A 25,215-nucleotide genomic window follows, 5' to 3' on the forward strand; every position below is an offset into this window, starting at 1 on the left:
GCAATAATGAATGCCCAGACCAGATGGAATGGACAAATTTTTCATTGGTCAGCTATACAAAATGATTTGAATGCTTATTTTAGTGATAGAATAAAATAGGATGACACAGTTAATTGAACACTCCCGAAAAGTGGCATATATATTTTCATAGTTACATAAATAAAATGAACAATATATCATTAATTAACAGGATCTTAAAATTTACAATTTTCCTTTCATTCCTGCAATTGACCCTCTTTGCAGTTTTTATAATTATTTTAATTTAATTAATTTGAGAAAAAACACAACCCCACCAAAACCCTAATCGCCCCGATTGTAGAAAAAAGATTATCTGAATTCACTGAACAGGAACGTTTAAAATTAGAATTATGAACAATGAAGTATTAGGAACCGTTGTAGGGCTCATCTTTATCGTGCTCGGCTCAGCACTGCTCACCCGTTACAAAATATTAACGACCCATAGGTATTTCCGCATCCTTATTTTTATTGTGGCAATATTGCTGCTCTGTTTTGGAGTATATATGGGCTGGAGAAGCTACATGGTATATGGATAGAAAGAATTTACAACACATAGAATTAGTGACGGAAGGCGGAGTACCGAAGACGGGTGTTTCTGCGGGTCAACCTGAAACCTTGAACCCGAAACCTGAAACTTTTTTGACTGCCGAGGAAGTAGAAATTAAAAGGCAATACACAGCTGAAGACATTGCCAATCTAAAACACTTAAACTTCGTAGCCGGAATCGCGCCACACCTACGCGGACCATACTCAACCATGTACGTCCGCCGCCCGTGGACCATCCGCCAATACGCCGGTTTTTCAACGGCGGAGGATAGCAACGCCTTTTACAGAAGAAACCTCGCCGCCGGTCAAAAAGGGCTTTCGGTAGCATTTGACCTTGCCACCCATCGCGGTTACGATAGCGACCATCCCCGTGTGGAGGGCGACGTGGGCAAGGCAGGCGTAGCAATAGACAGCGTGGAGGATATGAAAATCCTTTTCGACCAAATTCCGTTGGACAAGATGAGCGTCTCCATGACGATGAACGGCGCCGTGCTTCCCATTATGGCTTTTTACATTGTCGCTGCTGAAGAGCAGGGCGTTTCGCCAAAAGATTTGGCAGGAACTATTCAGAATGACATTCTAAAGGAATTCATGGTGCGCAATACCTACATCTATCCACCCACGCCCTCGATGAAAATTATCAGCGATATTTTTGAATTCACTTCGAAGAATATGCCCAAGTTCAACAGCATCTCCATCTCTGGCTACCATATGCAGGAAGCGGGCGCCACGGCAGATATTGAACTTGCATACACTTTGGCAGACGGTTTGGAATATATCCGCACCGGAATAAAAGCGGGAATGGATATTGACACTTTTGCACCAAGACTTTCCTTTTTCTGGGCAATCGGGATGAACCACTTTATGGAAATCGCAAAAATGCGCGCTGCCCGTATGCTTTGGGCCAAGATTGTAAAACAGTTCAATCCAAAGGACGAAAAATCGCTCGCCCTCCGTACCCACTGCCAAACCAGCGGGTGGAGCCTTACCGAGCAGGATCCATTCAATAATGTGGCGCGAACCGCCATCGAGGCAGCAGCTGCAGTTTTTGGTGGAACGCAATCGTTGCACACAAACGCTTTGGATGAAGCCATTGCGCTACCAACCGATTTTTCCGCACGTATCGCAAGAAACACCCAGATTTTCCTGCAAACCGAAACTCAAATCACCAAAACGGTTGATCCTTGGGCGGGGAGTTATTATGTGGAAAACCTTACCAACGAAATCGCCAACAAAGCTTGGGCGCTAATAGAGGAAGTAGAGGAACTCGGCGGCATGACCAAAGCCATCGAGGCGGGCATCCCTAAACTTCGCATTGAGGAAGCATCCGCAAGAAAGCAGGCGCGTATTGATAGCGGACAGGACATCATAGTTGGCGTAAACAAATACCGCCTCGAAAAGGAAGACCCGCTACAAATCCTCGATGTGGACAACCAAAAAGTCCGCACCTCGCAGATTGAACGCCTTAACCGCATAAAAGCCACCCGCGATACCAAAAAGGTGGAAGCCGCACTCGCCGCAATTACTGAATATGCGCGAAGTTGGTCAAATTCAACAGATTCCCCTTTTCAGGGGAATAAGAATTTATTAGCTTTAGCCGTAGAAGCCGCCCGCCACAGGGCAACCCTTGGCGAAATCTCTACCGCGATGGAAAAGGAATTCGGCAGGTATAAGGCACAAATACGCTCCTTTAGCGGTGTTTATAGCAAAGAGATGAAAAAAGACCCAAGTTTTGATAAGGCAAGGCAAATGGCAGACAAGTTCGCTGAACTTGAAGGCCGCCGCCCCCGTATTATGATTGCCAAAATGGGGCAGGACGGCCACGACCGTGGCGCCAAGGTAGTAGCCACAGGCTATGCAGATGTAGGTTTTGATGTGGACATAGGCCCACTCTTCCAAACCCCAGCCGAAGCCGCCAAACAGGCTGTGGAAAACGACGTGCACATCCTCGGTGTTTCCTCGCTCGCCGCAGGCCACAAAACCCTCGTGCCACAAGTTATAGAGGCCCTAAAAAAGTACGGCCGCGAAGATATTATGGTCATCGTGGGCGGCGTAATACCCGCGCAGGACTACCAATACCTTTTTGATGCCGGCGCAGTAGCCGTTTATGGCCCAGGAACCCGCATTAGTGATGCCGCTATTGAGATGTTGGGGGTTTTGATTGCGGGGGTGGAGTGAAATATTATAAATTATGACTTATTCATTATCCTATTGGAGATTTCCTAGATATTTGAGAAAATACGGTGTACTTGGTATTTTTCTATTGATTATAGCAATTATTAGTATTCTTTCTGGGATATATATTACTTATGCTTTCCTGAAAAATATTTCTCAATCAATTCAGATAGTTGAAAATGGTGAGTCTATTGATGTAGAAACTACCGGAATGATTGGAGATTACATGGGAGGTGTAGTAGGAACTATATGGTCATTCTCTGGAGTAATTCTTTTTTTTCTGGCATTAAGGCTTCAAAGTAGAGAATTGAGTTTACAAATTGAAGAATTAAAAAGTACAAGAGAGGTTTTTTCAATTCAACAATTTGAAAATACTTTTTTCAATTTAATTAAGACTCAAAATGATATTAGACAGTCAATGGAATATAGAAAAGAGGATATTTTCCTGGATAGTTATAATCTCGAAATATTTAAAGCTCACGCAGTTTTTGAGGAAGTTAAAAAATATATGCAGAATGAAAAAGATAAATTTATTAGAAGTTTTAAAGCATATAAAAAACAATTATCTAAAGAAAGTGAGTTATCCGAAAAAAATAAATTAGAATTAAAACAACAATTTTTTCAATATTACTCTATTTCATTTGATGATATTTCTAATAAAAAAGAATTAAGAAGTAAAGTTTTTTACAAATNAGCCTTTAATAAATTCAACAATCAATTAGGACATTACTTTCGAAACCTTTATCATATCTTATTATACCTAAAAGAAACAGAAGAAGTAGAAATTGGTCAGTTACAATTAGATGGATTAAAAGGTGATAAAATTGATTTCTCTATTAATGGTAACAATTTAGAACTGGATAGAATCGAAAGGAAATATAAAAGATACGCAGACTTTATACAAGCACAAATGAGTCAACAAGAATTGTTTCTTTTATTTTACAATGCTTTGTTTTTTAAAAAAATGAAAAAATTAGTTCAGTATTACGGTATAATAGAAAATTTAAATAGAGAGGATTTGTTGTATCCTGATATAGATTCTAAACATTATTCGAAATTTATTGACGGTATTGAGATAATACAAGGTTCAGTTTTGAAATCTAGAAATGAAATTTTGGAGATATAACTTTCCCGGCTATCATTAGCGTCCTGCTCGTACCAAAACCCACAAAAACACCTCTAAGACCCCTCGCTGCCTCACGTTTGTAACGTGTGCCCGCAACATAACTCAAAGTGTTTTCCAGTTTTGTCAGCGGCAAGGCACGGAAGCTCCACAGCTACAGAGCCTTTATAAGAAGAACCCAACGGACCCAGACAGGGGCCTGAACAGCCTCACTTCCTCAAGAGATCCTTCAGCAAATCCAGCTGCAGCTTCAGGTCGCGGTTTTCGGCCTGCAGTTGCGCAATCTGGTCCATTGCACTTGCGCCTGCGGGTAAATTGGTTGCATAGTCGGCAGGAAGTCGGGCGGCCAAATCTGCAAAAAAATTATGCTTGAGCACCCTAGACAACTGCCACACAATGCGCACCTGCAGGCTTGCGCGCTTATCGTAGTTATAAACGCCGGACCGGTTCTTATTCATTTGCCGCGCCAAGCTTGCGCTACTTATGCGCCTTTTATCCATTACCTGCTTAAGGAGTTGGCCCATATTTGGGGGACTCAATTCGGAAGGTGTTGTCATATAATAAAATTAAGGATTGGTTTAATATTATAAAATAAGGTTATAGTAAATACGTATTGTATATATTTTGCCTAAAATAGTATGCTTTTTATGTACAATGGTTTATTATTTAACGTGTACAAACACGTTGTTTAGTGTATTATAGCCTATTGATTATGGTGTTTAAGTATGTTATACAACGTTTAAAGGTTTATCATTTAACGTGTATAGATACGTTATTTATAGATTTTTGTTTATTTCTTAAATACTAAGTTACTGAAAAAAGAGAATACTGGCCGCCATCATTTGCACAAATGCAGATAGCATCACACTAATTCCCTTCTAAATGACGAAGGCACTGTACATTCCACAGCAAAATCTTCCCCCAGCTAGCGCACGTTTGCAACGTGTGCCCGCAAACTTACTCACATCAGGCTGTTGTTTTGCCAAAGGCAAGGTACGCGTTGCAAACGCGCACCAGCCTTCAACTTTCAATATCATTTCATTTTTACAAGTTATGTATGATAGCGCACGTTTGCAACGTGTGCCCGCAAACTTACTCACATCAGGCTGCTGTTTTGCCAAAGGCAAGGAACGCGTTGCAAACCTGCCTGCCGCAGGCAGGCGCGCACCAGCACTTAAAAGTATAGTTGTTAAACTTCAACCCAGAAATCCAATATCATCAATCTCAAAAGTAGGATCTTGTTCTGCAAAATTTCGCGCACTGCTATACTTCCATTCTGTTGGAATAGTTACAAAACCTGCAACCACGGGATTATTGTGTATGTATTCCAATTTTTGCTTTATAACTGGGGTGCTCCAAAGTTCAATGGGTTTGTTGTGATGTTGCCAAAATTGGTAACCTTTTACATTACTTTGTTTTTTTCCGGCTCTTTCAAACATCCATAACAGCCATTCTTTTCTACTTTCCTGAGGATTTTCAGCGATAGCTTTCACCAATTTTTTTGAAGTAAATTTTTTAAAATCGCCCAGTAATTTAGCGGGTTCATCATCTTTACTTCTAAATACAAAATGTATATGGCTCGGCATAAAGCAATACGCAAAGAGTTCCATTCCTTTGTGTTCCCTACAATATGCAATACTCTTTGCCAAGATGACCATATAGTATTCACGGGTAAAAACATCAATCCAGTAAACAGTGGCAAACGAAACAAAGTATGCCGCTGTAGGATTATGGAATTTATACTTTCTGCTCATTGTATAAATTTACAAAACCAATTAATTTATGCGACAAATAAATTTGAAATGGTAGCGCACGTTTGCAACGTGTGTCCGCAAACTTACTCACATCAGGCTGCTGTTTTGTCAAAAGGCAAGCTACGCGTTGCAAACCTGTCTGCAACAGGCAGGCGCACACCAACAATTGTGGAATTCTACCAACGAGGCTTCCTAAAATATTTCAGTATCTTTGAATGAAATCAGGATAGATAAGATGCAACTAAAATTCCAAACAAAAGAAGAAAGCAACCGCCAGCAAGAGGAAGCCTTCCTAAAACTCCCAAAATCTGAACGGGTTTGGCTTTTTTTTGAATTGATGCAGAAAAGCAAAAGTCTTCCTGTTAAAGAGAGGCCTTCCAAATCTGAAAACTTTATCATTAACATACAATTAAAATGATTGGCGATTGGAATACCGCTATTGAAAACTTTATAATGCTTTCAACAAAGCACAAAGTTAGAATGCTAATGGTGGGTGGGGCAGCAGTAAACTTTCATGGGTATCAGCGCCATTCTGCCGATGTCGATTTTTGGATTGATACTTCTGCCGAAAATTTTGATAAACTCGTAGCAGTTTTTCGAGAAATGGATTTTGAGATTGACGACTTTCCCGAAGCGGTAAAAAAAAAGCAACAGAATATCTCTGTAAAATTCTCTCCCGTAGATTTTGATCTCGAATTAATCACGAAGTTTTCGGTAAACAAATCATTTGACGAAGCTTATAAACAAAGTGAAACAGTAACACTGGAAAAAAACAATAAGCAACTTATTTGGCGGGTTATTTCTTTAGAAGATTTAATAACAAGTAAAATAAAATCTGGTCGTCCCATAGACCTTTTGGATATACAACAGCTTCATAAAAAAAACAAAGAATAATGAACGAGTCGCACCGCATACAAACCCTTTTCATAGACCTATATCACGGCCACCCTTGGATAGATGTAACCTTGGAGGATACGCTCAGCCTTATTACGGCAGAGCAGGCCGCACAACGCCCCATTAAAAACGGCAACACCATCTGGGAAATCGTAAACCACATGATAGCGTGGCGCGAAAATGTATTGAAAAGAGTACAGGGCGAAGTGCTTGAAACCCCGTCAAACAATTATATAGAAAAGATAAAAGATACTTCCGAAGAAGCGTGGCAACAAACCCTCGAAACCTTGGAAAGAACCCAAAAGGAATGGCTCTATTTCCTTAGTACTTTTAATGAGGCAGATTTTATCAATAAATATCCGGTAAACAAACTCACCTATTATCAGCACATCCACGGCATCCTCCAGCACGATGCCTATCATTTGGGGCAGATAGTCTTATTGGCAAAAATAACCAATCCGTAACCTGCCGATGCTACAAACGCTGGTACACTATACGTTGCATCTTTTGGCTCCCGGCCTTATAGCTTATATTTTTTTCAGAAAGGAATGGAAAAAAGCCTGGCTCATTATGCTGGCAACGATGCTAGTAGATTTGGATCACCTCCTCGCCACCCCAATTTTCGATCCCGGCCGTTGCAGCATCAACTTCCACCCGTTGCACACCTATTGGGCGATTGCAGGATATGTGGTATTGTTATTCTTTAGGAAAACTAGGATCATCGCTGTGGGATTATTATTTCACATGTTTACGGACTATATAGATTGCCAATGGAATTGAAATATCAAATACCAAATACCAAATACCAAATACCAAATACCAAATACCAAATACCAAATACCAAATTCCAAATTCCAAACCTGCCTGTCGTGCCTCTGGCAGGCAGGTCCCGAATAAAAAAATCCCTACCGATGGTGGTACGGCTCATTCCGAAGGATAGTAAACCCGCGATACAGCTGCTCAATAAAGAAAAGCCGAACCATTTGGTGCGAAAAGGTCATTGCGGATAGCGAAATCTTCCCGTTGGCACGTTCATAAACGGCATCGCTAAACCCATACGGACCACCAATTACGAAAATTAGGTTTTTCAACCCGCTGTTCATTTTCTTTTGAAGAAACTGCGCAAACCCTTCGGAAGTATAGGTTTTTCCCTTTTCGTCAAGTAGTATTAACACGTCGGCAGTAGAAGTTCGCTTCAGAATTTCATCACCTTCTGCTTGTTTTTGAAGTGCTTCGGAAAGATTCTTCGCATTCTTCACATCGGGAATCACTTCCATTTCAAAAGCAATATAAAATCCAAGGCGCTTGGTGTAGTCATCCATCAGGCTTTGCAGTTGTTTGTTGTCGGTCTTGCCTATGGCGAGCAGTGTTATTTTCATATTTCAAAAGTAATGGATTTTAAAGGTTTTTGCATAACTGCCTACTGAAACTGAATACTGCCAACTCTTTTTGTTATTTTAGCTGAAATTTCCTTGCTATGATTTCAGAAAAACAATTCAACAAAGAAATAGACATCATCATCGCCAACGCCATCCGCGAGGATGTGGGCGATGGCGACCACAGCTCACTGGCCTGCATTTCGGAAGATGCGCGCGGTTCCGCAAAACTTTTGGTGAAAGATGGAGGCATCATTGCCGGCGTGGAATTTGCCCGGCAGGTTTTTGAATATGTAGATCCGGGACTTGAGATCGATATTAAAATAAAGGACGGAAGCCCCGTAAAGTATGATGATGTGGCATTTTATGTTTCGGGCCTGTCGCAATCTATCTTAAAGTCGGAAAGATTGGTCTTGAATGCCATGCAGCGTATGAGCGCCATTGCCACTAAAACGAATAAATACGTAAAACTGCTTGAGGGCACAAACACAAAAATCCTCGACACCCGCAAGACCACGCCCGGCATCCGAGCCTTGGAAAAGTGGGCGGTAAAGATTGGAGGCGGGGAGAACCACCGTTTTGCCTTGTACGATATGGTAATGCTAAAAGACAACCATATCGATTTCTGCGGTGGAATAACGAAGGCGATTGAAAAGACAAAGAAATATTTAAAGGATAATCAGCTTGACCTCAAGATTATAGTTGAAGCAAGAAATCTTGAAGAAATCGAGGAAATCATTAAAACAGAAGGCGTTTACAGGATCTTGATAGACAACTTCAATTATGAAGATACACGCGAGGCGGTAAAATTAATAAACGGAAAATGTCTTACAGAGTCCAGTGGGGGAATCACGTTGGAAACCGCCAGAAAATATGCCGAATGTGGTGTGGATTATATTTCCAGCGGCGCGTTGACACATTCAGTCCACAATATGGATTTGAGCCTAAAAGCGGTTAAATGAGCGGGGAGGAAAAGGAAATAAACATTCCGGTCATTCGTGATTTGGTGCGGCTCAGTAAAAAAATAAAACTTCCCGGTCTGGGGGAGTTTTCGCTGTATCATTTGTTGGAAATTTATGGCACAGGAATACTGAAAGGTTCTTTTTCGCCGCGAGCCAGTTCCATAGCCTACAGTTTTTTTCTGGCGCTGTTTCCTTTTTTGCTGTTTCTGCTAAACTTGATCCCATATATTCCAATTGAAGGGTTCCAGACCCGTTTCTTAATATTTATTGAAGCCTTATTGCCTGCACAAACCACACAGTTTTTTTATCCAATAATTGCCGATATTGCCGTAAACCCAAGGGCTGGTTTATTATCCTTTGTGTTTTTTCTATCTCTATTTTTATCCGCAAATGGGGTAAATGCTATTTTCAGTGCTTTTGAATATTCATTCCATGTAACCATCAACCGCAGTTTTTTTAGGCAGTATTTTGTGGCATTGGTGGTTTCCATTTTCTTGGCATTGTTGTTGTTAACTTCGGTAGGGGTCATTCTTTATGGAGAATATATCATCCACGACCTGCAGTCCAAGGCCTATATTGACAATGACGTTTTCTGGATTTCGTTCTTTCAATTTCTGGTTTTTGTAATAATGATCTATGTTGTGATAGCCACCCTATATTATTTCGGCACCAAGGAAGGAAGGTCTTCCAGCTTTTTTTCGGTTGGGGCAGTAACCACTACGGTGCTGTTTCTGCTTACCACATACTTTTTTGGGGTCTATATAAATAATTTCTCAAATTATAACGAGTTATACGGTTCCATTGGTGCACTTTTAATTTTGATGTTATATATTTGGATAAACGCAAACCTCTTGTTGCTGGGTTTTGAACTGAACATTTCCATAAAGCGACTAAAAGAAAAAATGTAACCCTAAACCTAATTTTTTAACTATCAGATGCCCACTAACATATAATAAACCAATAGAAGATGCCCCGATAGCTATCGGGATGGGCATACCATCTTCTTAATCCTCAAAATATTTAAACAGATGAAAAAAGTACTTTTAACTATCTCCCTCGTTGCGCTTACCGTTATGACGGCCGTGGCACAGGACGTTACCGGAAAATGGAAAACCGTTGATGACGAAACCGGTGAAGAAAAATCAATCGTTGAAATCTATAAAGAAAACGGAAAAGTTTACGGCAAAGTAGTAGAGATTTTGAACCCTGCCAAAAGAAACGCCACCTGCGATCAATGCCCTGGTTCCGATAAGGGAAAACCCATTTTGGGAATTGTAATAATAAAAGGCCTTGAAAAAGATGGCGACGAATACAATGGGGGAACCATAATGGATCCTAACAACGGAAAAGTCTATAAATGCTATATAGAACTTGATGGCCCAAACAAATTGGATGTTCGCGGCTATATCGGTTTTTCACTTTTGGGCAGAACGCAAACTTGGACGCGCGTAAAGTAAAAACATTAAAAATAGTATCTTTAGGCCACCGCTTTTGGTGGCCTTTTTTAATACCAATAACCACATAACGCTTAACCCTTAACATCCAACTCAAAACAGCCGTGTACTTCATAGACGCCATTCTCCCAATTCCCTTAAAGCAGACCTTCACCTATAGCGTTAACAGGGACGAAGCTGCCTTTCTGAAACCGGGAATGCGCGTGGCGATTCCCTTTGGAAAATCAAAGGTTTATACGGGCATTGTCTATCAAGTCCACGATCAACCCCCGGTGGGTTACGAAACCAAATCCATTGACCATATTTTGGATGAAGAGCCGATAATCACAAGCTTCCAACTGAAGCATTGGGAATGGTTGGCCACGTACTATATGTGTTCCTTGGGCGAAGTAATAAAAGCGGCCTTGCCGAGCGCATTTTTGCTGGAAAGCGAAACAATAATAAAACTTTCCACGGAAAAGGATTGGGATGAAAAGTCGTTGACCGATGAAGAATTTTTGGTCTTTGAAGCCTTGCAGCATCAGTCGTCCCTCCATATAAATGACGTGCGTTCCATTCTCGATAAAAGGAACGTTGTTTCGGTAATAAAAAAACTGTTCGAAAAAGGAATTGTTGAAGTTGAAGAGACGGTTTACGAACAATATACGCCAAAACTGAAGCGCTACATAAAGCTTTCGCAGCAATACACTTCCGAAGAAAAACTCCGAGACCTTTTGGATTCGTTGAATCGGGCTCCAAAGCAGCGCGAAGTTTTGATGAATCTTTTTATGCTGAACAGCCAAACCAAAAAGCCCATCGGTTCCATAGCACTTCAAAAGAAAAGCGAAGCCTCTGCGGCAACTTTGAAGTCGCTTATCGATAAAGGTGTTTTGGAGGAATATTACATTCAGCACGACCGGGTGGAATTTTCCGGCGAAGCTTCCTCAGCAATAAAAACGTTGAACGAACCGCAAGCTAAAGCTTATGAAGAAATAAAAACTTCCTTCGCCACTAATAACGTGGTCTTGCTCCATGGCGTTACTTCCAGCGGAAAAACCGAGATCTACGTCCGGCTCATCGAAAAAATGCTCGCTTCCGGAAAGCAGGTTTTATATATGCTTCCCGAAATTGCCCTGACCACCCAATTGATTGCGCGTCTTCAAAAATATTTCGGGGAAAATATTTCGGTCTATCACTCAAAGTTTTCGGTAAACGAACGGGTTGAGGTGTGGAACAACGTACTTGCCGAAAAACCGAAAGCCCAGCTGGTCATTGGGGCGCGCTCCTCGTTATTTCTTCCTTTTAAAAATTTGGGATTCATTATTGTTGACGAAGAGCACGAACCATCCTTTAAACAATACAGCCCGGCGCCACGCTACCATGCCCGCGACAGCGCCATTGTCTTGGCCCATCTTCACAAAGCGAAATTATTGATGGGCTCGGCAACACCTTCACTGGAAAGTTATCACAATGCAAAATCTGGAAAGTTTGGATTGGCAACATTGAAAAAACGCTTCGGAGATGTATTGATGCCAGAAATTGAATTGGTTGATATAAAGGAAAAAAATCGTAAAAAACAGATGAAAGGGCATTTCAGCGATAGGCTTTTGGAAGAAATGCACGAAGTTTTAAAAAATGGCGAGCAAATAATTCTTTTTCAAAACAGAAGGGGTTTTTCGCCCGTTGTGGAGTGTACCACCTGCGGCGTTTCGCCACAGTGCCCAAACTGCGACGTTAGCCTAACCTTCCATCAACATAAAAACCAGTTGCGCTGCCACTATTGCGGCTACCACATGGCTATGATGCAAAGTTGCATAGCCTGTGGCAGTGAAACCTTGGACACCAAAGGTTTTGGAACCGAACAGATAGAAACGGAATTGAAAACCTTGTTTCCAAACCATAAAGTCGCGCGGATGGATCAAGATACCACTAAAGGAAAGCATTCCTATTCAAAATTGATCGAGGCTCTGGAAAACGAGGAAATCGATATTTTGGTGGGCACGCAAATGCTGGCCAAGGGTTTGGATTTCAGAAACATAAGTTTGGTGGGCGTGATGAACGCCGACAATCTTTTGAATTTCCCCGATTTTCGGGCGCACGAACGCAGTTTTCAATTGTTGCAACAAGTGGCGGGCAGGGCAGGGCGCACCCAAAAGCGCGGCAAGGTTTTGATACAGACATATAATCCGTACCATCAAATTTTAAAGCAGGTTAGCGTAAACGATTATGAAGGAATGTATAAGGAACAGTTGGAAGAACGCTACAATTATAAATACCCGCCTTTTTATAGGACCATAAAGATTGTTTTTAAGGATAAAAATTTGACGCGTGTTCAAAAGGCGTCAACGTGGTTTGGGCAATCGCTGGAAATTCGGTTCAAGGAAAATATTTTGGGGCCTGAGCCACCGCCAATTGGTCGCATTAAGAACAAATACATAATAAATCTTCTCGTTAAAATCCCAAAGAAGCAATCGTTGGAAAAAACGAAGAAATACATAGAAAACGTACAGCGCAGTTTCAATTCCATCAAGGAATTTTCAAGCGTTCGCGTAACTATAGATGTAGATAATTATTAAGCGTTCTGGGTGGCTGCCAGTGCTTCAACAAGATCGGCTTTTCTGTTCCGGCTCAAAGGCAGTTTGTCTTTGTCCAGTTCAATGGTCTTGCTGTTGTAGCGTTGCACCTTGTCTAAATTCACAATGTAGGATTTGTGGATCCGCAAAAAACGATCGCTCGGCAATAGCGCCTGAAACGCTTTCATGGTTGAAAGCACCACAAGTGAGTCGAACTCGGTAACCAATTTTACGTAATCTCCCAACGCTTCAATATAACGCAATTCGTTCAAAAACACCTTTCTTTTCTTTAGGTTGCTTTTCACGAAGATAAAATCTTCATCGTCAAAGCCTTCTTCATTTTTTAGCTTGTAATTGTTGATGGCTTTGTGAACGGCATTTAAGAAGCGATCTTTGGCGATGGGTTTCCGAAGATAATCTACCGCATCATAATCAAATGCTTTAAAGGCGTACTTGGTTTTTCCGGTAACAAAAATAACTTGGGGCTTCTTTTGAATATCGTCCAAGAGATCAAATCCAGAGAGAATGGGCATTTCTATATCCAAAAAAACAAGGTCAATCTCAGTAGAAGCGAGGCCCATTTTTGCTTCCACGGCATTTTTGTATTCCCCAACAAGTTTAAGGGATGGGTGCATTTGAATAAGCTTCACTATGGAAAGCCGTTGCAGTGTAGAATCATCTACAATTGCACATTTAAGTATTGTTTTCTCCACAATAGTAGGTTTTGCTTAAGGCAATAATATGCAAATAATCGATGAAATGCAACTTTTTTTGACTTTAGTCGAAAAAAATATACACTTTGTCTAAAACCACTAAATCTAAATACAATTTAAGATTTGGTTTGAAAATAATAAATAAAATAGTATTTTTGCACCCTCTTTGGCAGAAGGCCAAGGATTTAATCATTAATTTTAATAGATTTTTTATGAATCATTACGAAACTGTTTTCATCTTAAATCCCGTTTTATCTGAAGACCAGATAAAGGAAACAGTAAAGAAATACGAAGATCTTCTTGTTTCTAAAGGTGCTAAGATGATATCCAAGGAAAATTGGGGCTTGAAAAAACTTGCTTACCCAATCCAGAACAAAAAAAGTGGTTTTTATCACCTTTTTGAGTACACCGTTGATGGCGAAGTAGTACACGAACTAGAAACTGAATTTAAAAGGGACGAGCGTTTTATGCGCTACCTTTCAGTAAGCCTTGACAAGCACGCAATTGCTTGGGCAGAAAAAAGAAGAAACCGCGATAAAAAATCAGCATAAGTTATGGCCACACTACAACAACAAGCAAAAGGAAAAAAAGACGGAGAGATCAGATATCTTACCCCGCTCAACATAGAGACCAACAAGACCAAGAAATACTGTATGTTCAAAAGGTCCGGTATTAAATATGTTGATTATAAAGATCCGGATTTCTTATTGAGATTCGTAAACGAGCAAGGCAAAATCCTTCCGAGAAGACTTACCGGAACTTCTTTGAAGTACCAACGCAAAGTGGCAGTTGCCGTTAAGAGAGCTCGCCATTTGGCACTTATGCCTTACGTAGCCGATTTATTAAAATAAAAAACCAGAAAGCAGTATGGAACTTATATTAAAGAAAGACGTAGAAAATCTGGGATTTGCAGATGATCTTGTAAACGTGAAAAACGGTTACGGAAGAAACTTTTTAATTCCACAAGGGCACGCAGTACTTGCAACCCCTTCGGCTAAAAAAGTATTGGCTGAAACGTTGAAGCAACGCGCCTTCAAAGAAAAGAAAGTAGTTGACGAAGCTAAAAAACAAGCTGAAAAACTAAATGGACTTGAAATTAAAATTACCGCCAAGACAGGCGAAGGTGATAAATTATTTGGTTCAGTAACTAACGGCGATCTTGCTGAAGCCCTTGAAAAAGAAGGTGTTTCCATCGAGAAAAAATACATTGCCGTTGCGGGCGGAACTGTTAAGCGTACCGGTCAATACGATGCCACCATCCGTTTCCACAGAGATGTTGTGAGCACCCTGACATTTGATGTAATTGCCGAAGCCAAGCCAGAGGTTAAAAAACCTAAGGCAGAAGCTAAGCCAGAGCCACAACCGGAAGTTTCAGCGGAAGTTAAACCGGAAGACAATTCCGAAGAAAACTAAAATATACGATTGATTTCTATAAAACCTTTCCCGTTCTCGGGGAAGGTTTTTTATTTGGAAAAAACTTTCACTATAAAATAGATAACGGATAATAGATAACGGATATGAAATACGCCAGGTTGACAAAGGAACAGTTTGAGGAACTGCACCAAGAATTTATAAATTTTCTTGCCACACAGTCCATCACCGCTGATGAGTGGAGAAAGCTGAAGGCCGAGAAACCCGAAGTAGCTGAACAGGAATTGGATGTTTTTAGCGACTTAATCTGGGAAGGCGTTTTAAGCAAGGTGAAGTATTTGGAACACATTTCGCCCAACCAATTGATGCTTTTCCACATTACGGAGGCATTCATAGAATTGATCGCTATAAAAATAGAAGATGGGAATATAGATATTACAACGGAATACGGCTACAAATGGCTTCAGCAAAACCTGCACGATGATGCGGTGAATCTTTATACTTCAACTAAAGCAATAAAGGACGATCGGAACAAGGATGTTTTTGTGTTGATCCAGCAGGGTTCTGTTATAACGAAAGGAGAACTTTACAATTATTTTAGTGAACTACTAAAAGAATAAATTTGCGCAAGCGCCAAATTTCGTAAGCACCAAATTCCAAATTCCAATTGAATTCAACTTTGTGATTTGGAATTTGTGATTTGGAATTCCCCCTATTCGTATCTCAAACTTTCAATAGGATCCAGTCCGGCTGCTTTCGAGGCGGGATAAGAACCTGCAATCACGGCAACGATAAACGTAATAATTGTCGCCCAAATCATGGCCGCCCATGGCAGCGAAAAATCAAATTCGAAGATTTTGGCAAAAGCAAATCCGGTCAGCACTCCCAGAATAATACCCAAAATACTTCCAAACTGACCGATCACAATGGTTTCCATAAAAAATTGGGTGGAAATCGTGGAACGCTTCGCGCCCAAAGCTTTGCGAACGCCAATTTCACGGGTGCGTTCCGTTACCGAAACCAGCATGATGTTCATCAACGCAATGGAAGAGCCGAGAATGGTAATAATACTAATGATCCAAGCTGCAATTTCCAGATATTGGGTAATGGAAGCGATCCGGTTTATCAAATCGTCGCTGCGCTCAATTCCGAAGTTATTTTCTTCCACGGGATTCAATCCGCGAATATTTCTAAAAGTAATGATGGCCTCATCCTGTGCGGCCTCCATCATTTGCTTGTCGTCCACTTTTATGCTTATGTTGTAGTTTATGTTTGGCTGTGTATAGATGCCACGGGCAACCTGTACGGGGATCAAGACCTTTAGATCTTGGTTGTTTCCAAAGGTTGAGCCTTTTGATTCCAGTAGGCCGATAACCTTGAACTTCACCCCGCGGATGCTGATTGTTTTGTTGATTGGATCTTCATTTTTAAAAAGATTTTTTTCAAAATCAGAACCTATCAAACACACTTTATTGTTGTTTTGGATGTCGAAGATGGTAAAATTTCTTCCCTTGTCAATTTCGGTTCCGGTATTTTCCAAATAATTTTCGTTCACGCCGTAAACCTGCACTTCGGGATCGGTTTTTTCAGCACCGTATTTTACTTCGGCAACAGAGGTTCCCTGAAAGGAGAGCGAAGTTTTGGTTGCGGGAAATTCATATTTGTCCAAAAATTCGCGAACGTTGTTGTAGCTGATTATGGGGTTTATTTTTTCCCTTTCGCCACTTCTGTTTGTCTGGACGGTAAATTCGTATTGCTGGATATTGAAGGTATTGGCACCCATCGAGGCAAAATTGCCCGAAATGGTATTTTCCAGTGCGGTAACGGCACTCAAAATTCCGACGAGCGCCCAAATGCCGATCCCAATAATAACAATGGTTAAAATGGTCCTTAACAATTGGCTTTTGATGGAATCCAGTGCGATACGGACATTTTCCCAGAAAAGTGAAAACATATTTTTAGTTTGTGTTTCTCGTTAGACTGCAAACGCTGGATAAAGTTACAGAATTCCTGCGAAGGCAAGAATCACACTCGCCCGTAATTAATTGTGGAAAACATCAATTTTATTTAAGATATTTGCTTTTTGAAGGTATGAGGTATGAGGTATGAGGTATGAGGTATGAGGTATGAGGTATGAGGTATGAGGAAGTGGAGTTGTGTTAAATTTGCTACCCTCTACCCACTCCACACTCCACACTCCCCACTACTCACCACTCTAAAATCTAACGTCTAAAATCTAAAATCTATTTTGAAACCATCCATCCCAAAAGGTACCCGCGATTTCAGTCCTGAGGAAGTCGCGCGCCGCAATTATATTTTTGATATTATCAAGGAAACGTTTTCACTATATGGTTTTCAGCCTATTGAAACACCATCGTTTGAAAACAGCGAAACCCTTATGGGTAAATACGGCGAAGAGGGCGATCGGTTGATTTTTAAGATTTTGAATAGTGGGGATTATTTGTCAAAAGTTGATGAAAAGTTATATTCCAAAAAAGACAGCAATAGTATAACTTCGAGTATTTCAGAAAAAGCCCTCCGTTACGACCTTACAGTTCCCTTTGCACGCTACGTTGTGCAACACCAAAACGAAATAATCTTTCCCTTTAAGCGCTACCAGATACAACCCGTTTGGCGTGCAGATAGGCCACAGAAAGGGCGTTTTCGCGAATTCTATCAGTGCGATGCCGATGTTGTGGGTTCCACTTCGCTTTGGCAGGAAGTTGAATTTGTACAATTGTACGATGCCGTTTTTAGCAAACTCGGTTTAAAAGGCGTAACCCTAAAAATCAACAATCGAAAAATACTGAGCGGCATTGCCGAGACCATTGGCGCGGAAGACAAACTGATAGATTTTACCGTGGCGCTGGACAAGCTCGATAAAATAGGGGAGGAAGGTGTGAAAAAAGAAATGCGCGAAAAAGGTATTTCGGAAGATGCTTTGCAAAAATTACAGCCATTGTTCTCGTTTAAAGGTGGTAATGAAGAAAAAATAAATTCATTAAAGGAAATGCTCCACACCTCAGAAATTGGAATGAAAGGCGCGGAGGAATTGACCTTTATTACCGATACTATTGAAACACTTGGGCTGCAGACAGCCTCACTGGAAATTGACGTTACGCTCGCCCGCGGCCTAAATTACTATACCGGGGCCATATTTGAGGTTTCTGCCCCGGCAAAGGTAAATATGGGCAGCATCGGCGGTGGCGGCAGGTATGATGACCTTACCGGTATTTTTGGATTAAGGAATATGAGCGGTGTGGGCATTTCCTTTGGATTGGACCGGATTTATTTGGTTTTGGAGGAACTCAATCTTTTCCCAGAAACGGTATCGGAAAACAGCAAAGCACTCTTTATAAATTTTGGTGAAAAGGAAGCTATGTACGCCATGAAGGCTATAAGCAAACTTCGCAGCGTTGGCATTAAAGCGGAATTATATCCTGACGCAACAAAGATGGGCAAACAGATGGGCTATGCCGATAAACGCGATATTCCTTTTACCGTATTGGCTGGCGAAATGGAAATGGAAGCGCAGTCATTTACGCTCAAAAACATGAAAAGTGGGGAACAATTCCAAATGGATTATTCAGAATTGCAGGCGTTTCTTAAAAGCTAGGAAAATTCCAATTTTTAGCTCAGGCTAATATTGGCGTTGTTTTCCGGAATCTCCGGTTTTGGCTTTTCCAGTAACTTTTTTTCAACCTCAAGCCTTGCCGCTTCAGAGAGCATCCCGGCAATGCGAAGTTTTGTCAAGATTTTCAATGTTTCATTCATTCATCCCCAATTTCGTTAATAATCTTTTCATAGGAAATAACATAGTCAATCTGTTTTTCCTCTGAAACGTGTTTGCGGGGAGTTTCAAGAATTATAAAATCGAAAAGTTTTGATATTATTTTTTTAAGGCGTTGTTCGGTAGTCAGCACGGCCTTGTGCAAATAATGGGCGGCAAAAGTTAGTACTACGGAAAGTATGAACAATGAGATAAAATATACAGATGTGGAAAAGTCTGTTATTGGCACAAAGGTATAGATCATAAAAAAGATTCCCACAAAAAGGAAGGAGTGGCTGATAAATTTAAAAAACACACTGAATTGGGATAATTGTCCAGCCACAAATTTCAATAATAGACCCGAACAAATAGCCATTAGCGGAAGGCTAAGGGAATACATAAAAGAGGACATAAATGCAAAACCAAATATGCCCTCTTTGTCATTAAGAAGATAAAAAATATGCAAGAACGGCGATAGAATCGCTACAATTGCGAGAAACGTTATGTAAAAACTTATCTTACTGCTATTCTTGATTGTCAAGAATCCCGTTACAGTTTCTGTCTCCTGGAGGGCAAACCTTGTGTTTCTCGATTTGTTGTTCATCGCTAATTTGGTTTTCTGGGGTGCAACTTACTGCAACACCCGCTAGCATTAAAAATGCAAAAAAATAATTTTTCATAATATAGGTTTTTAAGGGTTAAGTGGTAAAAATAAACCTTTGTAATACCTATATCAATATGTCTTTCAATAAGTTATTAACTCATTTTTAACAAAAGTAAGAATAATCGGGAAATTTGCAAGAAATTTTCGACTAAAGGAGAAACAAAAAAACCCCTTCAATTCTGAAGAGGTTTATAGTAGCGAGATCGGGACTTGAACCCGAGGCCTCCGGGTTATGAATCCGACGCTCTAACCAGCTGAGCTACCTCGCCATATTTTCGGCCCATGCTGCCAAAGCATTTTGCTTAGGCGGGTGCAAAGATAGAAACAAAATTATCTGTCGCAAATATTAAGTTCTGTTTTTATTGAAATTATTTTGCCTTTCTCTTTGCTTTTTTTAAAAGAAAAATTTTCAATCTTTCATTTGAGGTTAAGATTAATATCTATATATTGGGCATCAACTAACAGAAAGCTATGGAAGACAAAATAAAATATGAAATGGAATTCCCCATTCAGGTTTCCCCTTCACTTTTATACCAGTATATTTCAACGCCTTCGGGACTTTCCGAATGGTACGCAGACAACGTAAACTCAAGGGGCGAATATTACACTTTTATTTGGGCCCAAAGTGAGGAACGCGCAAAACTCCTGAGCAAAAAAAGCCCGGAACGCATTAAGTTTAGATGGGTTGAGGACGAAGGGGAAGAGTTCTATTTTGAACTTCGTATCCAGGTTGACGAAATTACCAAGGACGTCTCCTTAATGGTAACCGACTTTGCCGAGGAAGATGAAGTGGAAGAAGGAAAAATGCTCTGGGAGAATATGATTTCCAACCTTAAGTCAATTTTGGGTTCAACCTAAAATCCCTTTAAAATATAATACCTTTGCACCGTCCGTTAAAAAAGGACGGTTTTTTTATGGTCAATATAAACGGAACGCTGATTGCAAATGGGAAAGCTACTATCGCAATAGACAATAGGGGCCTAAATTATGGCGATGCAGTTTTTGAAACCTTGCGGTTTTCAGGAGGAAAAATATACTTTTGGGAAGATCATTACTTTCGGTTGATGGCCTCCATGCGCATCCTTCGGATGGAGATTCCAATGGATTTTACAATGGAATTTTTGGAGGAGGAAATTTTACGGACCATTTCTTCAACAGGAAAAATGGAAGCGTCAATTCGGGTAAAGTTGCTTGTTTGGCGCAAAACGGGAGGAAAATATACGCCAAATACCAATGACATTGAATATGTAATTTCCTATGAAAAACTAGACACACCTTTTTATATTTTATACGAAACGGATTATGAAGTTGAGCTTTTTAAGGATCATTACATCACTTCGGGATTGCTTTCAACCTTAAAAACCAATAACAGGCTTATAAACATATTGGGAAGTATTTTTGCGAAAGAGAATGATTTTCAAAACTGCTTGTTGTTGAACGAAAAGAAACAAGTGGTGGAAGCGCTCAACGGCAATCTGTTTTTAATTTCCGGGAACGTAATAAAAACACCGCCACTAACTGATGGTTGCCTCAATGGGATTCTTAGAAAACAACTGATTGCTATTTTTAAGAAAATGCACGATTTCGCATTTGAAGAAGCTTCAATTTCTCCTTTTGAACTTCAGAAGGCCGATGAAATTTTTATAACCAACACAATCCAGGGCATTGTTTCTGTAACAAAATATCGCAAAAAGAAATTTGGAAATGAAATGGCCAAACAATTGTTGCCAAAACTGAATTTAAAGGCACGAATGGGTTAATTGAAACTTGGGTTCTCGGGGGCATTGGACCACAAAACATAATCGCCGCCAAACTCAATCATCTTTTCTTTCCAAAAGTTTATATTGCTTTTGCCGATGATGGTATTGTTGTAGTTGTTTGGGACCACTACCCAGCTATTCACTTCCAGTTCCTGTTCCAACTGTTCGCTTTCCCAGCCGGAGTAGCCAAGGAAAAAACGGATTTGGTCTTTTTTCAGTTTGTCTTCCTTCAGCAAATCGATAATAGCGCTAAAATCGCCGCCCCAATAGATTCCGTTGGAAATTTCAATACTGTCTGGAATAATTTCTGGGATGCAATGAATAAAATAAAGATTGTCCTGCTCCACGGGCCCGCCGTTATATACCGGAAGCCTTGAGTTTACTTCGGGAACAAAGTCCCGCAGCTTGTGTTCTAAGGGTTTGTTAAGAATAAAACCAACCGAACCGTTTTCGTTATATTCAGCTAAAAGCACTACGGAACGATTAAAGGAAACGTCCCCTATAATGGATGGCTCAGCAACCAATAATAGTCCCTTGGCTGGTTTTAAGGTGGTCATTTTGTTTTTTTGGTTAAATAAATCTAAGTATTAAATTTAAGATTACCAAAAAAATACTAAAATGATGTTTAAATTATATTTTATTGATTAAAAGCTATAAAACGTTACGGTATTCTAAATAACTAAATATCAGCAAAATAAAAAACCTTCTTTCCCAAGTTATTTGGTAAGAAGGTTTCTTAAAAAATTTGTAAAATATTTTACAATTAGTTTACGCTGTTTTGTAAATCTGAACCAGCTTTGAATTTCACTACTTTTTTAGCAGCAATTTTAATGGTTTTACCAGTTTGAGGGTTTCTTCCTTCTCTGGCGGCTCTTTTTGATACTGACCAAGATCCGAAACCTACTAGGGATACTCTGTTACCCTTTTTAAGGGAACTTTGAACGTTGCCCAAGAAAGACTCTAATGCCTTCTTGGCAGCAGCTTTTGTAATTCCGGCATCAGCTGCCATTGCATCGATTAAATCTGATTTGTTCATAATTTTTTTAAATTAAATTGTTGGTTAAACTTCGATTAATTGCCCTACAAATTTAATAGGAATATCCGTTCAGGCAAGTAACCACGCTGTAAATCCCTGATTTTGTTGATAACTTGGGCTGTTTGTTAATAAACATGGGGCTTTTTTCGGCTTTTTAATGAAATCAGTGCTGACAAGGGTTTACGTTAGTTTGCAATCTTCGGCAAAAGAATACCCATTTAAGAGTGACGAAACTTCCATTTTTCGTTTTCCGGGAAGTTGTATTTCAGTAATAATAATGTAACCATCCGGGCACGCAACTTTTAGCTCCCTTTTTGAAGTTTTAATGGTTCCCGGCTCAAAAGAGTGATCATCCTTTTCAAAAGATGCTTCGTAAATTTTTGTTTTTAATGTTTCGCCATTGTTATGAAGGATTGACCAAGCCACAGGATAGGGAGAAAGCCCACGTATAAAGGCGTCTATATCGTCCCCGGGTTTTGTCCAGTCTATTCGTGTGTTTTCCGGGGTCAGTTTTGGTGCGTCTTTTAAGCCGTCGCTTTCGGGTTGTGGTTTTGGAGCTGCGTTCCCTTTTTCAATGAGGTTGAGTGTTTCCAAAACCAGTTCGCTTCCCTTCTGCATTAACTTATCGTGAAGTGTCTCCGCAGTTTCCCCTTTTTCAATCCTCACTTCTTTATTTGCTATTATGGCACCGGTATCAATTTTTTCGTCTATAAAAAAGGTGGTTACACCTGTCTTTTTTTCCTGGTTGATGATGGCCCAATTAATAGGTGCGGCACCTCTGTATTGGGGCAGCAGCGAAGCGTGCAGGTTGAAAGTGCCCAATTTGGGCATTTGCCAAACCGCTTTTGGAAGCATCCGGAAAGCCACTACAACTTGAAGGTTGGCCTGTAAACCTTTTAATTCTTCCAAAAAAGTTTCGTCTTTCAAATTTGTGGGTTGAAGAATTTTCAAATTTTGGGAAAGCGCGTACTCCTTCACCGCCGAGCCCATTAATTTTCTTCCGCGGCCAGCGGGTCTGTCGGGAGCGGTGATGACCCCTACAATATTTTTACCGGCTTCAATCATTTCTTTTAGAACTCCTACCGCAAAATCGGGGGTTCCCATAAATACGATTCTTAAATCTTTCGGCATTTTTTAACTGTTAGTTTAAATAATATCGGTTTTTAGGATTGATCTTTATCTTATTGGCGTCCATCAACAAACGGAGCACCTTTAAAATATCGGTTTCGGCAAAAGTAAGTTTTTCTGAAATGTCCCGCGAACTTAAATCGCCGCCTTCAATAAGCGCAAGTATCTGAGTAGCGAGGCGTTGCACCTCCTTGTTTGATAAATTTGAATCCTGTACTTTGCAAACCGAACAAATTCCGCATTTGCTTACGGTGGTTTCGCCAAAATAGGAGACCAGTTGTTCGCTTCGGCAAGTTTTGGTATTTGCTATATAGGTTAGCACCGAATTTACCTGTGCCGTTTTTTTTCGGTTTAAGGCTTCCACTTCACGAGAAATAACGTTTATGGTTTTGTCATCTTCCCGCGGTACGAGAAAGGTGAGCGTTACGTCGGTTATCTGCAGCGTTAGGCCAACTACATGGTCGCGTTCCATCTTTTTAAGGACGGCTATAATGGTTTCAATAGATTGTCCCGTTTTGGACATAATCAAATCCAGATTGATGGCGGTTGGCATTTCAAATATTCCGCCATATATCCTGAGGATTGTTTTCCCGATAATGGAAGCGGTTGCATCTTTTTCGAAATAACGGAGCACTTGTTCCGAAGAAATCAAAAACTGGACAATCGATTTTCGCCCGAATTCCTGTGAAAGCTGAATAATGCCCAATCGGTCCAAGCTGTTCAAGGCATTATAGGTTAACAGCGAATTGAGGTTGTATGTTTTACAGAATTCCGAAAAACCGAAATTGTGTTTGGTAAATTCCCCTTCGCCGTAAGGTATTTGGAAATAATTGGTAAGCGTGCGGTATATTCTTTTTAATTCTGAAGTAGTGGGCAGCGATTCGACAAACTGCTGCTTTACATACATTTTATCGTACTCATTATAAAGGAGCACTGCCGTAGCGTATTCGCCATCGCGCCCCGCCCGACCAGCTTCCTGAAAATAGCTCTCAAGGCTTTCGGGAATTTGAAGGTGAATAACGAAACGCACATTGGGGTGGTCAATGCCCATTCCAAAAGCACTTGTGGCCACCATTGTTGAAAACTTCCCGCTTCGCCAAGACTGGAGTTTTTGCGCTTTTTCCTTGGTTGAAATTCCGCCGTGAAAAAAAGTGGCGGAAATCCCCAAACTGTTAAGTTGCCCGCTTATTTCAACGGTGCTTTTTCTGTTTCTGACATAAACAATGGCAGAACCACTGTTTGTTTTGAGAAGCTGCTCTGCCTTATAGAGCTTATCTTCCTCCTTAAAAACCTGATACGAAAGATTTTCCCGTACAAATGAATTTTTGAAAACCGCAGGAAGTTCCATTTTTAATTCCGAAATGGTATCTTCCAGAACTTCAGCGGTTGCGGTTGCGGTAAGCGCGATTACGGGGGCCAACGGATGAATTTCCCGAAGCAAGGTTATGTTTTTGTAGGCTGGCCGAAAATCATTTCCCCATTGCGAGATGCAGTGGGCTTCATCAACCGCAATCAAATTCACGTTCATCTGCTTGATGTAGTTTTGAACTATTTCTTGTTGGAGCCTTTCGGGCGAAAGGTATAGGAACTTGTAATTTCCGTAAAGCGCATTGTCCAGTAGCGTATTCAATTCGTCAAAAGAAATTCCGCCGGTCAGTTTTAAAGCTTTTATGCCGTGTTCCTTCAGCGCATTTACTTGGTCGCCCATCAGTGCCACCAAAGGCGAAACCACAATGCAGATGCCTTCCATTGCCAAGGCCGGGACTTGAAAGCACAATGATTTTCCGCCGCCCGTGGGCAAGAGCGCCACGGTGTCCTTTCCACTTAATACGGATGCAATTATTTCTTCCTGCAACGGTTTGAAGGAAGTAAAGCCCCAGTATTTGGTCAGGATGTCGTGGATGTTTGTCAAGGTTATTG

Annotated in this window: 28 protein-coding genes and 1 tRNA gene; 17 read left to right on the plus strand and 12 right to left on the minus strand. The window is 40.6% G+C overall.

Annotation, left to right across the window (positions count from 1 at the left end):
• The first annotated feature begins 368 nt into the window (after nt 1-368).
• The 3 genes from POV26_RS05095 (at nt 369) to POV26_RS15430 (ending at nt 3,865) form a co-directional block, all read left to right on the plus strand.
• On the plus strand, nt 369-554 hold the full coding sequence (locus tag POV26_RS05095; protein WP_272855394.1) for a hypothetical protein: 186 nt from the start codon (nt 369-371) through the stop codon (nt 552-554).
• Nucleotides 547-2,742: a methylmalonyl-CoA mutase gene (scpA, locus tag POV26_RS05100; RefSeq protein ID WP_272855395.1), complete on the plus strand. Its 2,196-nt coding sequence runs from the start codon at nt 547-549 to the stop codon at nt 2,740-2,742. The genes POV26_RS05095 and scpA overlap by 8 nt, the downstream gene beginning before the upstream one ends.
• 505 nt (nt 2,743-3,247) lie before the next feature.
• Complete coding sequence (locus POV26_RS15430) at nt 3,248-3,865, plus strand: putative phage abortive infection protein (protein WP_473087625.1); 618 nt, start codon at nt 3,248-3,250, stop codon at nt 3,863-3,865.
• 206 nt (nt 3,866-4,071) lie between these two features.
• Here POV26_RS15430 and POV26_RS05110 read toward each other — a convergent pair whose 3' ends face one another.
• Nucleotides 4,072-4,386 (minus strand): hypothetical protein, encoded by a 315-nt coding sequence (locus POV26_RS05110; RefSeq protein WP_272855397.1) that lies wholly within the window; start codon nt 4,384-4,386, stop codon nt 4,072-4,074.
• Between the two features lie 672 nt (nt 4,387-5,058).
• A complete protein-coding gene (locus POV26_RS05115; RefSeq protein ID WP_272855398.1) occupies nt 5,059-5,616 on the minus strand; it encodes a transposase in 558 nt (185 codons plus the stop codon).
• A gap of 414 nt (nt 5,617-6,030) precedes the next feature.
• Here POV26_RS05115 and POV26_RS05120 point away from each other — a divergent pair, with 414 nt between their 5' ends.
• The 3 genes from POV26_RS05120 to POV26_RS05130 are packed head-to-tail and all read left to right on the plus strand — an operon-like array spanning nt 6,031 to nt 7,290.
• Entirely contained in the window at nt 6,031-6,510 is a 480-nt protein-coding gene (locus POV26_RS05120) for a DUF6036 family nucleotidyltransferase (protein ID WP_272855399.1), read from the plus strand.
• Nucleotides 6,510-6,974 carry a DinB family protein gene (locus POV26_RS05125; RefSeq protein ID WP_272855400.1) on the plus strand — a complete coding sequence of 155 codons (465 nt, stop codon included), beginning with the start codon at nt 6,510-6,512 and terminating at the stop codon, nt 6,972-6,974. Before POV26_RS05120 ends, POV26_RS05125 begins: the two co-directional genes overlap by 1 nt.
• 7 nt (nt 6,975-6,981) lie before the next feature.
• Nucleotides 6,982-7,290 carry a DUF6122 family protein gene (locus POV26_RS05130; RefSeq protein WP_272855401.1) on the plus strand — a complete coding sequence of 103 codons (309 nt, stop codon included), beginning with the start codon at nt 6,982-6,984 and terminating at the stop codon, nt 7,288-7,290.
• Nucleotides 7,291-7,415: 125 nt separating this feature from the next.
• On the opposite strand, the gene rlmH is transcribed toward POV26_RS05130, so the two are convergent.
• Entirely contained in the window at nt 7,416-7,889 is a 474-nt protein-coding gene (rlmH, locus tag POV26_RS05135) for a 23S rRNA (pseudouridine(1915)-N(3))-methyltransferase RlmH (protein ID WP_272855402.1), read from the minus strand.
• 98 nt (nt 7,890-7,987) lie between these two features.
• Between rlmH and nadC the strand changes: the two genes are divergently transcribed.
• The 4 genes from nadC to priA all read left to right on the plus strand — a co-directional run bounded on the left by nadC (nt 7,988) and on the right by priA (nt 12,857).
• Nucleotides 7,988-8,848, plus strand: coding sequence for a carboxylating nicotinate-nucleotide diphosphorylase (gene nadC, locus POV26_RS05140; protein ID WP_272855403.1), 861 nt, complete (start codon nt 7,988-7,990; stop codon nt 8,846-8,848).
• The gene (locus POV26_RS05145; RefSeq protein ID WP_272855404.1) at nt 8,845-9,756 is read left to right on the plus strand and encodes a YihY/virulence factor BrkB family protein; all 912 of its coding nucleotides are present in this window, start codon (nt 8,845-8,847) and stop codon (nt 9,754-9,756) included. Before nadC ends, POV26_RS05145 begins: the two co-directional genes overlap by 4 nt.
• 120 nt (nt 9,757-9,876) lie before the next feature.
• Nucleotides 9,877-10,305, plus strand: coding sequence for a DUF2147 domain-containing protein (locus tag POV26_RS05150; RefSeq protein ID WP_272855405.1), 429 nt, complete (start codon nt 9,877-9,879; stop codon nt 10,303-10,305).
• 101 nt (nt 10,306-10,406) lie between these two features.
• The gene (gene priA / locus POV26_RS05155; protein WP_272855406.1) at nt 10,407-12,857 is read left to right on the plus strand and encodes a replication restart helicase PriA; all 2,451 of its coding nucleotides are present in this window, start codon (nt 10,407-10,409) and stop codon (nt 12,855-12,857) included.
• Here the strand turns inward: priA and POV26_RS05160 are convergent.
• Complete coding sequence (locus POV26_RS05160; protein ID WP_272855407.1) at nt 12,854-13,567, minus strand: LytR/AlgR family response regulator transcription factor; 714 nt, start codon at nt 13,565-13,567, stop codon at nt 12,854-12,856. The genes priA and POV26_RS05160 overlap by 4 nt on opposite strands.
• Before the next feature lie 212 nt (nt 13,568-13,779).
• On the opposite strand from POV26_RS05160, the gene rpsF reads away from it, so the two are divergent.
• The 4 genes from rpsF to POV26_RS05180 all read left to right on the plus strand — a co-directional run bounded on the left by rpsF (nt 13,780) and on the right by POV26_RS05180 (nt 15,558).
• Nucleotides 13,780-14,118 carry a 30S ribosomal protein S6 gene (gene rpsF / locus POV26_RS05165; RefSeq protein ID WP_111845983.1) on the plus strand — a complete coding sequence of 113 codons (339 nt, stop codon included), beginning with the start codon at nt 13,780-13,782 and terminating at the stop codon, nt 14,116-14,118.
• A 3-nt stretch (nt 14,119-14,121) separates the two neighbouring features.
• Complete coding sequence (rpsR, locus tag POV26_RS05170; RefSeq protein ID WP_272855408.1) at nt 14,122-14,418, plus strand: 30S ribosomal protein S18; 297 nt, start codon at nt 14,122-14,124, stop codon at nt 14,416-14,418.
• 16 nt (nt 14,419-14,434) lie between these two features.
• Entirely contained in the window at nt 14,435-14,980 is a 546-nt protein-coding gene (rplI, locus tag POV26_RS05175; RefSeq protein WP_272855409.1) for a 50S ribosomal protein L9, read from the plus strand.
• A gap of 104 nt (nt 14,981-15,084) precedes the next feature.
• Complete coding sequence (locus POV26_RS05180) at nt 15,085-15,558, plus strand: DUF6495 family protein (protein WP_272855410.1); 474 nt, start codon at nt 15,085-15,087, stop codon at nt 15,556-15,558.
• Between the two features lie 92 nt (nt 15,559-15,650).
• Here POV26_RS05180 and POV26_RS05185 read toward each other — a convergent pair whose 3' ends face one another.
• A complete protein-coding gene (locus tag POV26_RS05185) occupies nt 15,651-16,892 on the minus strand; it encodes an ABC transporter permease (RefSeq protein WP_272855411.1) in 1,242 nt (413 codons plus the stop codon).
• A 291-nt stretch (nt 16,893-17,183) separates the two neighbouring features.
• Between POV26_RS05185 and hisS the strand changes: the two genes are divergently transcribed.
• Nucleotides 17,184-18,554 (plus strand): histidine--tRNA ligase, encoded by a 1,371-nt coding sequence (gene hisS / locus POV26_RS05190; protein ID WP_272855575.1) that lies wholly within the window; start codon nt 17,184-17,186, stop codon nt 18,552-18,554.
• Between the two features lie 14 nt (nt 18,555-18,568).
• Here the strand turns inward: hisS and POV26_RS05195 are convergent, their stop codons facing one another.
• The 3 genes from POV26_RS05195 to POV26_RS05205 form a co-directional block, all read right to left on the minus strand.
• The gene (locus tag POV26_RS05195; protein WP_272855412.1) at nt 18,569-18,712 is read right to left on the minus strand and encodes a hypothetical protein; all 144 of its coding nucleotides are present in this window, start codon (nt 18,710-18,712) and stop codon (nt 18,569-18,571) included.
• Complete coding sequence (locus tag POV26_RS05200) at nt 18,709-19,311, minus strand: hypothetical protein (RefSeq protein WP_272855413.1); 603 nt, start codon at nt 19,309-19,311, stop codon at nt 18,709-18,711. Before POV26_RS05200 ends, POV26_RS05195 begins: the two co-directional genes overlap by 4 nt.
• 255 nt (nt 19,312-19,566) lie before the next feature.
• Nucleotides 19,567-19,640 (minus strand) — tRNA-Met (locus POV26_RS05205).
• A gap of 202 nt (nt 19,641-19,842) precedes the next feature.
• Between POV26_RS05205 and POV26_RS05210 the strand changes: the two genes are divergently transcribed.
• A complete protein-coding gene (locus POV26_RS05210; protein WP_272855414.1) occupies nt 19,843-20,229 on the plus strand; it encodes an START-like domain-containing protein in 387 nt (128 codons plus the stop codon).
• A 56-nt stretch (nt 20,230-20,285) separates the two neighbouring features.
• Complete coding sequence (locus POV26_RS05215) at nt 20,286-21,131, plus strand: aminotransferase class IV (RefSeq protein ID WP_272855415.1); 846 nt, start codon at nt 20,286-20,288, stop codon at nt 21,129-21,131.
• Here the strand turns inward: POV26_RS05215 and POV26_RS05220 are convergent.
• From POV26_RS05220 to POV26_RS05235, 4 genes are all read right to left on the minus strand, one after another.
• Nucleotides 21,128-21,688 carry a YqgE/AlgH family protein gene (locus POV26_RS05220; protein ID WP_272855416.1) on the minus strand — a complete coding sequence of 187 codons (561 nt, stop codon included), beginning with the start codon at nt 21,686-21,688 and terminating at the stop codon, nt 21,128-21,130. The genes POV26_RS05215 and POV26_RS05220 overlap by 4 nt on opposite strands.
• 206 nt (nt 21,689-21,894) lie before the next feature.
• Nucleotides 21,895-22,167 carry an HU family DNA-binding protein gene (locus POV26_RS05225; RefSeq protein WP_272855417.1) on the minus strand — a complete coding sequence of 91 codons (273 nt, stop codon included), beginning with the start codon at nt 22,165-22,167 and terminating at the stop codon, nt 21,895-21,897.
• A gap of 180 nt (nt 22,168-22,347) precedes the next feature.
• Nucleotides 22,348-23,298, minus strand: a complete 951-nt coding sequence (gene fmt, locus POV26_RS05230; protein ID WP_272855418.1) for a methionyl-tRNA formyltransferase — start codon at nt 23,296-23,298, stop codon at nt 22,348-22,350.
• A 10-nt stretch (nt 23,299-23,308) separates the two neighbouring features.
• Nucleotides 23,309-25,207: a RecQ family ATP-dependent DNA helicase gene (locus POV26_RS05235; protein WP_272855419.1), complete on the minus strand. Its 1,899-nt coding sequence runs from the start codon at nt 25,205-25,207 to the stop codon at nt 23,309-23,311.
• Nucleotides 25,208-25,215: the final 8 nt, after the last annotated feature.

The sequence above is a fragment of the Aequorivita todarodis genome (assembly GCF_028561335.1).
Lineage (GTDB): Bacteria > Bacteroidota > Bacteroidia > Flavobacteriales > Flavobacteriaceae > Aequorivita > Aequorivita todarodis.